This is a genomic window from Paenibacillus sp. S25 (assembly GCF_019454085.1).
Classification (GTDB): domain Bacteria; phylum Bacillota; class Bacilli; order Paenibacillales; family Paenibacillaceae; genus Paenibacillus; species Paenibacillus polymyxa_B.
On the sequence record NZ_CP073683.1, the window covers coordinates 3,000,678 to 3,012,663 of the forward strand.

Below are 11,986 nucleotides of genomic sequence, written 5' to 3' on the forward strand. Positions count from 1 at the left end.
GGAAGTGAATTAAGCATGGCAAACTTGTTGGCCGTTGATGATGAACCCGCCGTTTTGGCACTCCTTCAAAATATTTTGCAGAAAGATGGCCATGTTGTCACGGTGGTCTCCGACTCCCCACAGGTTCTCACCATGCAGCTTGGAGCCTTTGACCTCATCCTGCTTGACGTGATGATGCCTACCATGAACGGGTTCACACTCTGTCGGGAAATTCGCAGCAAAATAGACTGCCCGATCCTGTTCCTCACCGCAAAATCCATGGAGAACGATGTGATGTTAGGGCTTGGGGAAGGGGCCGACGATTATATTGTCAAGCCGTTTGGTGCTGGAGAGTTGCGCGCAAGAATCAACGCCCATCTCAGACGGGAGAATCGTGAACGGCGTAATGTATTCTGCATTGGGGAAGTTCATTTTAATCTGTCCGGCAAGGAAATCACCGTTCAGAATGTTGTAGTCCCGTTTACCAAAAGCGAATATGAGATATGTAAGTTTCTAGCCCTGAACTGGGGACAGGTGTTCCCTAAAGAGCAGATTTACGAAGCTGTCTTCGGCTTGGATGGGGACAGCGATTCCGCCACCATCGTGGAGCATATTAAAAATATCCGAGCCAAGCTTGGCAAAGTAGAGGTTTCGCCAGTGGAGACGGTTTGGGGGATCGGGTACCGATGGAAGTAACCAAAGTACAGCAAGCATGCAAGACAACCAAACTACGAACCATTTTTCTGGGTTATTTAGTTATGTTCTGTATCGGGACGATTGCGCTCGCTCTGTTCCTGGTTCTCATCTTCTATGTCCTGATGTCTTGTGGGACCATTCTCCCCGCGAACTATGCTGAGAATCAGGTGCGGGAGGACAAGACAATCATTGAAGCTGGCAAGACCCTACAGCCGGATTCTCGGCAGAAACTGTATAAATACGCATCATTCACTTCGGAAGGCCGCCTCAATGAGGGAAACCTTTCTGAAAAGCAGGCTCAAACTGCTTGGAGTGTTACGCAGCAGAACGATACTGCTTATCAATTTCCCTATAACTATGTAAAAGTCTCACATAATGATAAAGTTACTGTGATGCGCTATTCTGTCTCGGCTCAGTTTGAACTTCCTATCCTGCGTCAATACCTGCCGAACGCGGAATTGTCCTTTTTTGCCGTGTTCTGTATCGCCTTTCTGGGGGGAGGTGCCTTGCTGGCTTCCTCCTTCGGACGAAAGCTGGCACGTAAGATGAGTGGGTTGCAGCAGGCCACCAAACAAATTCAAGCACAGGATCTGGACTTCTCAATCGAATTCAGTGGCGTGATGGAGATCGATCAGGTGCTGCATTCCATGGATAAAATGAAAGAAACTTTAAAGACTTCGCTTCAGAAACAGTGGAATCTGGAAAGATCTCGCCACGAGCAAATATCCGCCCTAGCACACGATGTCAAAACACCACTCACTATCGTTCGTGGAAACATAGAGCTACTGTCCGAGACCAATCAGTCCGAAGAGCAAAAGAACTATACGGATTATATATCGGAAAGCACCAGGCAGATGGAGCAGTATATTAAGACTCTTATTGAAATTTCAAAAGCGGAAACGCTTGTCACCCTGCGGGCGGAAACGATGGATGCTGACTTCTATTTAACGAAAGTGAAAGATCAGATATTGGCCTTGGCTGCTGTCAAAAAAATATCTGTAGCATTCGCTGCATATAACCTCCCTAAGACGCTGTATGCAGACCCAGTTCTACTTGAGCGAGCCATTATGAATGTTGCTTCTAATGCGGTAGATCAGGCGCCTGAATATAGCGAGATCCAGCTGACCATAGAGTCTGTGGAAGACTGCATTCGGTTCAGCATCTTAGACGAAGGCCCAGGCTTCTCTCCGGAAGGCCTCAAACAGGCCGCCGAGCAGTTCTATATGGGTGACTCGTCCAGAAGAATAAATGGACATTACGGTATGGGTCTGTATATAACAAAATCCATTGTCAATCTACATGGTGGAAAGCTGATCATCACCAACTCCACTCAGACAGGCGGCGGACAGGTAAGCATTGAGATTCCGTCAGTTCATTAGCGACATAATAAGAAAATTACCGAAATAAATAATTTGCTCTTAAGCTTGGTTCGATTCATAAGGCACACACCTCTTCCTCGTTTGTTATTGAAACAATTTAAAACGCTACTGACATATGAAGGTCAGTAGCGTTTTATCATTTTGCCATCGGAATGAAAACACTCCTGGCACAGACTCGCGATTATTATAAGGAACATTGGTTATTGGATTACTATATGTCCTGCTGAACGGTGATACTTCCTTACGAAAAACTGTAAAATAAAAATAGCAAAGCCTATAATCCATATGCCCAAAATCAAAAAAAGCTGAACATAATTTTGCTTTATGCTCTTTGATCAAGTACGGAACCAAGAATAGACGTTCCGATAGCCCCTGCCATAAAGCTTCCCATCATATAGATACCCATACCAGCTCCGGTTTGATTACCACTTAATGTTCGAGAAATGGTGTTTGCCATGACTTGGAACAGGAATGCCAACGAGAATACAAAGCGATTGCCCTTTGCATCCGAATTTTCCCACCTACCAACCCAAGCAATGCAGCAATCAAAGCACCGGGAAACATTAGTTCACGTCAATTTCAACGCAAATTTAAAAAAGCTAGCGGAATGACCTATACAACAATGCTACAGGATATTCGTATTCACGAGAGTTGTAGCTTACTACTAGATACTAGTTGGAGCGTTCAAACGATCGCACTTGAAGTCGGGATTCATGATATGAAGTATTTCTATCGAATCTCCAAGGAACGATGTGGATTTACTCCGCATGAATTTCGTTTTAATGCCTGTTCGAATATACAGTAATATGTAGATCAGCATTTGACCTCGTGTTAACTCCATGTATTATAATTAATACATTCATTAAGCGTTAAAGATTCCCTTACGAAGGTGACGAGAGATGACAACAAATTTTAAAATGAAAGAACTTATGGATCAATTCCAAATCAGTGAGGATACCTTACGGTACTATGAGAAAATGGGTCTTCTTCCTCCCGTGGCCCGCAAAAATAATGGGCACAGGATATATAACAATTCACACAAAGAGGCACTTCTAATGATCAAGTGTTTAAAAAAAGCCGGAATGTCGCTGAAGGAGTTAAAACCTATTATCCAGCTTCAATTAGATGAGAGCAACATATCAAATAATGAATGGTATGATAGGCTTTACAATTACCAAAAAAAGATAGATCAGCAGCTGCAAGAACTTCAGGAAATTAAGGATATGATTGAATTGAAATTGCAAACCGGGCAAAAATTTGGCCAAAAGTTTTTGCCGCTTGAGACCCAAACTTAATCTTTTTTTAAAACTGAATTGCTCTGCTTGACCTAGTGTTTACACCAGGTTGTAAGATGTGCATTAGATTCCCTCCAAGGATTCCACATCATACAAAAGGGAGCTTATAAACATGAACAATACAATAGCAATAGGAAAAACAGGATTAAAAGCATTTAAACTTGGTTTTGGAGCAGGTGTGGTAGGTAATTCAATGATGTATCCAAAAGTCGATGATACTCTAAGCCGACAATTAATTAGAACTGCCCTTGCAAAAGGAATCAATTTCATTGATACCGCATTTCTGTATGGAATGGGCCACTCTGAGGAGTTAATCGGTGAAGCCATCCGGGAACATGGTGGCCGGGAACATCTTGTAATCTCTACTAAAGCTTCTTCTAACCCGCAATTTAATCAAGGCCATCTGGAAGTCGACAACAGTCCAGCTGCATTACGTAAGGCTGTGGATGACAGCCTGATGAGATTACAGACAGACTATGTTGACATTTTCTTTCTTCATTTTCCCGACAGCCGTACCCCGCTGGCTGAAGCTGCTGACACACTTGCAGAGCTGAAGAAGTCAGGGAAAATCAAAGCCATTGGCGCTTCAAATTTAAGCTTTGAGCAGCTTAAGGCTTTTAATGCTGATAAGCACTTGGATGTTCTTCAAGCTGAGTACTCACTACTGGTCCGTCATGCAGAAGCCGACGTTATTCCTTATTGTCTAGAGCACGAAATTTCACTGATTCCTTTTTTCCCGCTCGCATCAGGTCTGTTGGCCGGTAAATATAAGAAGGATGATGTATTTAATGATACTTCACGAATGAATAATCCTTTATTTCAAAAAGAAGCATTTCTCGCGAATTTGGAACGCGTGGATCGATTCAAAGTATTCGCGAAAGACAAGGGTGTAGATCCTGCACAGATTGCGCTAGCTTGGCTATTAACGCGTCCAGCCGTTGATCTAATTATTCCAGGTGCAACCAAGTCTGATCAAATCGAGTCCAATCTTCAAACTCTGGGTGTTCGACTAACAAGTGGCGAGCTTAAGCAACTCGATATTCTTTTCAATCAAAATAACTTGTTTACAGAGTAACAGATTGTCATTGTTCTACATACACTTCCTAATACACAGAAAGGGTTCTAAAGTGAAAACTTTAGAACCCTTTCTTGCAGAAGTATTTATTTTGTAATCGTAATTTGTTTGGATGCAGTATTATAGTTCACCTGATACCCCGAAAGCTCGCTAATCACTCGTAATGGAACCAGCGTGTAGCCGTTAACAATTACCGGAGCTGTGATGTTCGTCGAATAACTCCGGGAGTTGTTTAACTCATATACGGCAAGGGTCGAATTCTTGACTTGAAGCACTACTTGTTTGCCATCTGTAGGTCGAGTCAGAATGATCTTTTTGGTCGCCTTTTCATAATTTACCTCGTAACCTATCCGTTCACTGATAAAGCGCAGCGGGACCATCGTCGCCCCATTTATGATTCGCGGAGCCTGAGCCATCGTCGTAGCACGACCATCGACATAAGCTGATTTAGCTCCTGGTGTCAGGGTGAACGAAGTTGAATATGAGGAAACCGCATTGTTAGGGTATGAGGACGTTGTACCAGAAGTTGTTGTTGTAGAACTCGTCCCGGATGATGAACTACTGGTACCAATCGCTCTATTGCGAATAGCTTCTAACCGATCCAGCAAATCGCTTTTACGGGTTCCGCTCGGCAGATCACTGATTGCATCTCTGGCAGAACGCCAGTCCGAGGCATTCAGACTGTTTTCTGCAATTCGCATCAAATCTCTCGCTTTCTCATAATTCGATGAACTAGATGACGAAGAAGAATAGTAACCATCCGAATTCGTGCGTTCTGATATCTTTACACCGCTAGATTCTCTTCCATTACTATTGACAGTTACGACCTTAATCTCATACCAGCGTCCTTCTCGCAAATCCGTGATTTTATAGGACTCAGAGCTTGTAGTTCCCTTATAATCTCCATCAACATATATCTTCACCTTGTCGGCTTTACTCGGCATATCGTAGGTGATTTTGATCCAGGTGTCACTTTTGCTATCTACTTCAAGATTGGACACTTCTGACGAATTGGAGGACGTACTGTCCGTTGTGGCAGTCAGTCTCACACCGGAGGACAATGCACCTGTGCTTCGCTTGGACCTAATCGTGAACGAATAGGCCTGCCCTGAAGAAAGATTGTTGAATGTATAGGATGTTCCTGATGAATCGGTTACCAGTTGCCCGTCCTTATACAGACTGACTGTACTAATTCCGCTGGGTCTCGTCCAGGAAACAGTGACGCTATAGTTATTAACTGATGTCACTGAAGCTCCTGTCACTTCGGGCACGTTATCAACGGTGAGCGCTGAGGTCGTAACCGGAATACTGATTCCTCCAGAGATGTTGCCGGATTTGTCAATAGTCTTGACCAGAACTGTATAATTTGTGGAAGCAATCAATCCACTGAACGTATAGGACGTCCCTGTAGTTCGCTGCACTTCCTTACCATTTAAATAGATGATCGCTTGGCTCAGGTCAGCATCCTTAGGCAATATGTAATTTACGGTAAAAGCGTTATATCCTACATTCGTAGCTGTCAGCCCGCTTACCTCTCCTGGGGGTGTCTTATCCACAGGACCATCAACGGAAGCCGTTTTAGCCTGTATTGTCGTACCTAGAGATTCATCTCCACTCTTATTCACCGTTTTCACGCGAAAGGTATATGTCGTGTTCGGCTGTAAACCGCTCATCATATAAGAGTTACTTCGAATGTTATCTACATATACATCGTTAGTGACATTTACCACTTTTATGTGGTCAAAATTAATGTCCGACGGATTGGTCCAGGACAAATTTACTTTTGTTGTATCTGTAGGAACCGCTGTCAGATTGCCGACCTCTGCCGGTGCGATATTCGCAGTAACCATTTGACTCGACATTACTTTTAGCATTTGGTTAAGATAGGTATTCTGACTATAACCTTTTGTTAACGTAGTCACTTTCGTGCCTGAAGTAACAGGCACATTACGACCTTGAGCGGTTGCTAATTTGGTATGTAACTGTGCTGTATTCAGTCCTGTCAGATTTGAGTTATGCCTCTCAGTCGGCAACGCGCTAGCCACTGCATCGGGTGCCAAAATGCCATATCCCGTATTCAAAATCAGTGTAGCCGTTGCGAACGGAGCCATCCATTGACGCAAACGTTTTTTATTCATGATCTATGCTCTCCTTGATACCAGTATGGAAATTTTATTTGTCAAAACTAATAAGTTAAGCTTACAAACCCTTCTGCTGCCATCCAGCTTTTGAAATTCACACTATAATGTACACACGTTCATTTAACTGTTATCGGAATTTGCATACAAAATGTTTAGGCTTCACACTAGCATTTTTACTGATAGGGTCGCGCAAACAGCATATACTAAGCCTTCGAACTTGATCTGCTTAGTGTTTTTTCTTACTCAAGCCATCTTTCTATGCCCTATTGTTTGCTTCAATTCCGTCACTTTGACAAGGTAAACGAAATTACGATTAAAGTTTCCGGGAACGATAATCTGTAGGACGCTGGAATCAGCGAAATGAAGCATTGATGGGAGATACTTCAGTCATGTGAAAGCTCTGACATAACCTTGGGGTTCAGCTGTAAATATTCGATATATCGTAACTTTCTACCGTTTAATAACATTGCATTATAGGATATATTAAATTTTAAGCAATAGGAGAAGGAGGTGTATTATGTTCAAAAATACCTTTAAGATGTTTGGTGTCATTGGTAATATTGAAGCGATTTCATATCTGCTGCTTGTGTGTATCGCTATGCCGCTTAAATACGCAGCTGGAATGCCGCAAATGGTAAGCTGGGTGGGTATGATCCATGGGGTACTGTTCGTGGCTTATGTCATAGCTACTGTGGTCATGCTGATTTTGCGGAAAATAACGCTACTGCAAAGTCTTGCAGCCTTGATTGCATCGCTGTTGCCGTTTGGCCCCTTCATTTTTGATCGTAAGGTGCTTAAGAAAGCCGAAGCACGTGCCAGTCATACCAGCCCGATAAAAGCTACATAAGCATGTACAAGGGAAAGTGCCAATACAATAACGCGGCTTTCTCTTCCCACTCATGCAGCAGCATACAAAAACAACCGATGGCTCTAAACCACTCGGTTGTTTTTGTATACGCGAATTGTAAATTGTTACTTTCCCACAGCAGTAAGGGAGACCCTAACTTTGTCATTCTTTTCGTCCCTTTCTGCTATATTTATGTAATCACAACAACTAATCTCTCGGGTAATTTACACTCATAATATCCATGAAAGGAACTTTTTCTGTTTCTCCATTACTCTCCACATGAACCTTTCCCGTTCTCGGGTCCATTTTAACGATCTGTCCGCGGGTTGTTTCTTGGCGTCCCCATACGGTCAATACGATTTCGGATTGCTCACGTTGTGCTTCTACAAGCTGATTCCCGATTTCCTCCAGTACAAATTCATCCCGAGTAGGCCGTTTGGCTACCTTCGCTTTTGCCATTTGCTATCACCCTTCCTTTCGTGCAAAATCAAAATCAAATTCATTCCATTTTACCATACTTTTCATCATTTGGTGCTGGTAATGTGAGTAAAATTACGTCTCAAATACACTAAAAAGCCAAGTTCTCAAAAACGAGAACATCGGCTTTTTAAAGTTGCTTGTTGGAGCTCATTAGGAGCGATTGAAAATCGAAGAGACAGGATTATTTGACCAACTGTGGAATGTAATCCACGATATTATAAATAGGAGCACTGCTCTGTTGCGTAACAGCCAAAATTAATGCACCTTCGAGCATCGAAATGATAAGTACCGCCAGACTGTGTGCCTTTTCCTCTGTCCATCCCGATTTCTGAAGACGCTCCATATAAATGCGTTGCCAATCTGCAAATGTATTCACACAAGCATGACGTAGCGATTCGCTAATACAGGAAGTTTCCGCAGCAGCCCAGAAGCCAATCGGCATGAAGTCGTTAAAGCCGGTACGGTCTGCCTCCTCAGCTGTATTGCGAATAAAATTCTGAATGGCTAGTACAGGATTATCGTTTTCGTCCAGTGTACGTTTTAATTTTTGCTTAATAAATTCATTCCCTCTTCTTATGCACTCCAAAGCTAATTCTTCTTTACCACGCGGAAAATAATAATAAAGTGAGCCCTTCGGTGATCCACTCTCCGCAAGAATCTGATTCAGTCCGGTCGCGTGATACCCCTGATGAAAAAAGAGCTTCGATGCGGTTTGTACGATATTCTCGTATGATTCGGGTTTAGCAGCCATATACAGCATCCTTCATTATATATTATTTATAATTCCTTTGACAAAAAAATAACAACATGTTTATTATATATAGACCGATCGTTATAATTCAATACCCATTAATTTATTGGAGGAACAAAAACAACATGAGTACAAAGAGTCAAACGAGTTCACCCTCTGAACCCAAAACGTTCAAGGTGCTACCTATTATGATTGCCCTGCTCCTTAGTGGCTTTATTGGAATGTTCAGTGAAACGGCACTTAACATTGCACTGAATGATTTGATGCAGATTTTGCATATTACAACTGCAACCGCCCAATGGCTGACGACCGCTTATTTGCTGACACTCGGTATTTTAGTACCTGTATCGGGATTGCTGATTCAAACCTTTACGACAAGACAGCTGTTTGTTACATCGTTGCTGTTCTCAATAGCTGGTTGCCTCGTTGCTGCACTTTCACCTACTTTTTCAGTGCTATTGATCGCTCGTATTCTTCAGGCCATTGGTACAGCGCTGTTATTGCCGTTGATGTTTAACACCATCTTGATCATTTTCCCGGCTGAAAAGAGAGGCGCGGCTATGGGAATCATCGGATTGGTAATTATGTTTGCACCTGCGGTGGGACCTACCATTGCAGGTCTGGTACTGCAAAATCTGTCTTGGCATTGGATCTTTTGGATTTCTCTTCCGTTTTTGGTTCTCTCACTGATTTGCGGTATTTTATTTATGCAAAACGTTTCAAAAACGACCAAGCCCAAAATTGATTTTTTATCTATCCTCCTGTCTTCCATTGGTTTCGGCGGTGTCGTGTTTGGTTTCAGTAAATCTGGAGAAGGTGGCGAAGGTTGGGCTAGCCCGATGGTTCTGCTTCCTGTGATCGTCGGTCTGGTATCGTTGATACTGTTCTCTGTACGTCAATTGAAAATGAAGCAGCCAATGTTGAATTTGCGTGTGTTTAAATATCCAATGTTCGTTATCGGCGTTATTATGGTGTTCCTATGTATGATGACGATCCTTTCTACGATGCTGATTCTTCCACTCTTTTTGCAAAAAGGGCTGGCTCTGTCTGCTCTAACAGCAGGTTTGGTACTTCTGCCTGGTGGGATTATCAACGGTCTCTTGTCTCCCATTATGGGCTCCCTATTCGATAAATTTGGTCCCAAATGGCTTGTTATTCCAGGCCTTGTGATTGTGGCCGCTGTTTTGTTTTTCCTGTCCGGCATTACAACAACTTCAACTCTCGTACTGATTATTGTGCTTCATAGTTGCTTGATGATCGGCATTTCCATGATTATGATGCCAGCTCAGACAAACGGCCTTAACCAGCTCCCTATGGATCTATACCCAGACGGAACGGCCATTATGAGCACGCTCCAACAAGTTGCTGGTGCTATCGGTACAGCCGTAGCGGTAAGCATTCTCTCGAAAGGCATGGACAGCTATTTGAGCCAATCCAGTATGCCTGAATCGGTAAATGAAATGGCCAATGCCATGACAATCGGATCACAAAATTCATTTTTCTTTGCGATGATCATTAGTGTGGTCGGTTTGATCCTTGCGTTTTTCATCCGCAGAGTTCATGTTGAACATGGCACTGCCAAAGCACCCATGCATTAATTCATAATTTTTTTTGCCACTCCAAATAAAAATATCTAAATACACTTAAAGGCTGCTAACCATCTCACTATTGGTTATGCAGCCTTTTTTCATATGAATTTACATACACATTCATCAATTACATATTTACAAAGCTCCTTCATTTGGTTACGATATGATTTATGAATTAAAGCGTAAAAATTACGATTACTATTAAGGAGGACTCTCTGTTGTTTAAGCGTTTGTATTTTAAACTATTTATACCTGCGGTAATTGCGGTGATGATGGTAGCCTGCGCTTCATCTCCGTCAGCTTCACCCTCTCCATCTGCTGCACCACAAGATAAAAGTGTCACCTTATTGTTCAATGTGCAAAGCCCTTCTATAGATCCTCATTCAGATGTAAATTACACAGCTGTTCGTGCTGGAGTAAGTGAAACACTGATCAAAGTGAACAAGGATCTTAAGCTGGAAGCTTGGCTTGCAGAGAAATGGGACAGCAAGGACGGACAGCACTGGACCTTCAACATCCGAACAGATGTGAACTTCCACAGCGGTAAAGTCGTCAATGCCGCTGCTGTCAAAGCCTCCTTGGAAAGAGCGCTAAAGCTCAATCCATCGGTCAAAAATGCGCTACATATCCGTGATATTCATGCGGATGGACAGATTTTGACCATTACGACAGACAAGCCTTTTCCGGAATTTGTGTCCGAGCTGGTTCATCCGAATACCGCTATTATAGACACCACAGCTACAGATGACTTCCCATCAGGGACGGGACCGTTCAAGGTTGCCAGCTTCCGTGCTGGAAGTGAACTGAATTTAGATCGCAATGAACAATATTGGAACGGTGAAGTAAAGTTGAAACATGCTAAATTCATGTTTAACGAAGACGCCAATGCACGTCAGCTTGCTTTTCAAGCCAAAACTGCTGATATTGTGTATCGCCCGCCAATTGAAAGTCTGGAGCTATTGAAAGCTGATTCTACCGTAAAGGTTGACTCACTTCCTAGTTTGCGAACGCATCAGCTTATTTACAATATGAACAATAACGATCTGAAAAAGACGGCTGTACGTAAAGCATTTGATAACCTGATTAACCGGGATGAGATCGCCAGTGGTATCATGTCTGGTCAGGGAACCCCTGCTCAAGGCCCGTTCTTGCCCAACTTTCCTTTTTCACCGGAATATATTACGAAACAGTTTGATTTGAATGCTGCCCGAGAAGGCTTCAAGCAAGCTGGATATACAGTACAGAACGGAAAAGTTGCGAACCCCGACGGCAAGCCGCTTCATCTTACATTGCTAACTTACCAGTCGAGAGCGGAGCTTCCACTCATCTCTCAGCTGATTCAGGCTAACGCTAAAGAACTTGGCATTACGATTGATATCCGTCAGGTTGATAATATTGACGAATATCTTGCCGCTCATCAGGATTGGGATTTAGCGACTTATAGTAGCATTACAGCCCCGCGCGGCGATGCAAGCTATTTTCTGAATGCGGCTTACATGCCTGACGGAGCACTGAATTATGGGCGTGTGCATGTACCGGAACTCACGGGTATGATTTCACAGCTGAACACAACCGTGAATGAGGAAGAACGCAACAAGCTGGCGCTGAAGGCTGTCACGCTGATTGACCAAGAAAATCTGCAATCCTTTCTGGTCCATCCAAACAACGTAGTGGCCTATCGCGATTACGTACATAACTGGGTAACTAGCCAAAGTGAATACTACTTGCTGACCCAGGACCTGGATGTGAACTAG

At 43.1% G+C, this 11,986-nt stretch carries 11 protein-coding genes; 8 read left to right on the forward strand and 3 right to left on the reverse strand.

Annotation, left to right across the window (positions count from 1 at the left end):
- The first annotated feature begins 15 nt into the window (after nucleotides 1-15).
- The 5 genes from KAI37_RS12840 (at nucleotide 16) to KAI37_RS12860 (ending at nucleotide 4,424) form a co-directional block, all read left to right on the forward strand.
- Nucleotides 16-675, forward strand: coding sequence for a response regulator transcription factor (locus KAI37_RS12840; RefSeq protein WP_220029548.1), 660 nt, complete (start codon nucleotides 16-18; stop codon nucleotides 673-675).
- Nucleotides 666-2,054: a HAMP domain-containing sensor histidine kinase gene (locus KAI37_RS12845; protein WP_220029549.1), complete on the forward strand. Its 1,389-nt coding sequence runs from the start codon at nucleotides 666-668 to the stop codon at nucleotides 2,052-2,054. Before KAI37_RS12840 ends, KAI37_RS12845 begins: the two co-directional genes overlap by 10 nt.
- A 607-nt stretch (nucleotides 2,055-2,661) precedes the next feature.
- Entirely contained in the window at nucleotides 2,662-2,859 is a 198-nt protein-coding gene (locus KAI37_RS12850) for a helix-turn-helix domain-containing protein (RefSeq protein ID WP_256703328.1), read from the forward strand.
- A gap of 94 nt (nucleotides 2,860-2,953) precedes the next feature.
- Complete coding sequence (locus KAI37_RS12855; protein ID WP_076293661.1) at nucleotides 2,954-3,349, forward strand: MerR family transcriptional regulator; 396 nt, start codon at nucleotides 2,954-2,956, stop codon at nucleotides 3,347-3,349.
- Nucleotides 3,350-3,461: 112 nt separating this feature from the next.
- A complete protein-coding gene (locus tag KAI37_RS12860; RefSeq protein ID WP_076293660.1) occupies nucleotides 3,462-4,424 on the forward strand; it encodes an aldo/keto reductase in 963 nt (320 codons plus the stop codon).
- An 86-nt stretch (nucleotides 4,425-4,510) separates the two neighbouring features.
- On the opposite strand, the gene KAI37_RS12865 is transcribed toward KAI37_RS12860, so the two are convergent.
- Entirely contained in the window at nucleotides 4,511-6,562 is a 2,052-nt protein-coding gene (locus tag KAI37_RS12865) for a fibronectin type III domain-containing protein (RefSeq protein ID WP_071640933.1), read from the reverse strand.
- 520 nt (nucleotides 6,563-7,082) lie between these two features.
- Between KAI37_RS12865 and KAI37_RS12870 the strand changes: the two genes are divergently transcribed.
- Entirely contained in the window at nucleotides 7,083-7,412 is a 330-nt protein-coding gene (locus tag KAI37_RS12870) for a DUF3817 domain-containing protein (protein WP_071640935.1), read from the forward strand.
- A 207-nt stretch (nucleotides 7,413-7,619) separates the two neighbouring features.
- On the opposite strand, the gene KAI37_RS12875 is transcribed toward KAI37_RS12870, so the two are convergent.
- Together KAI37_RS12875 and KAI37_RS12880 are read right to left on the reverse strand one after the other, a co-directional pair.
- Nucleotides 7,620-7,871 carry a YolD-like family protein gene (locus tag KAI37_RS12875; RefSeq protein WP_023988845.1) on the reverse strand — a complete coding sequence of 84 codons (252 nt, stop codon included), beginning with the start codon at nucleotides 7,869-7,871 and terminating at the stop codon, nucleotides 7,620-7,622.
- Nucleotides 7,872-8,073: 202 nt separating this feature from the next.
- Nucleotides 8,074-8,643, reverse strand: coding sequence for a TetR/AcrR family transcriptional regulator (locus tag KAI37_RS12880; protein WP_071640937.1), 570 nt, complete (start codon nucleotides 8,641-8,643; stop codon nucleotides 8,074-8,076).
- Nucleotides 8,644-8,768: 125 nt separating this feature from the next.
- Between KAI37_RS12880 and KAI37_RS12885 the strand changes: the two genes are divergently transcribed.
- Both KAI37_RS12885 and nikA read left to right on the forward strand, forming a co-directional pair.
- Nucleotides 8,769-10,241 (forward strand): DHA2 family efflux MFS transporter permease subunit, encoded by a 1,473-nt coding sequence (locus KAI37_RS12885; RefSeq protein ID WP_071640939.1) that lies wholly within the window; start codon nucleotides 8,769-8,771, stop codon nucleotides 10,239-10,241.
- Nucleotides 10,242-10,450: 209 nt separating this feature from the next.
- Nucleotides 10,451-11,986: a nickel ABC transporter substrate-binding protein gene (gene nikA, locus KAI37_RS12890; RefSeq protein WP_220029550.1), complete on the forward strand. Its 1,536-nt coding sequence runs from the start codon at nucleotides 10,451-10,453 to the stop codon at nucleotides 11,984-11,986.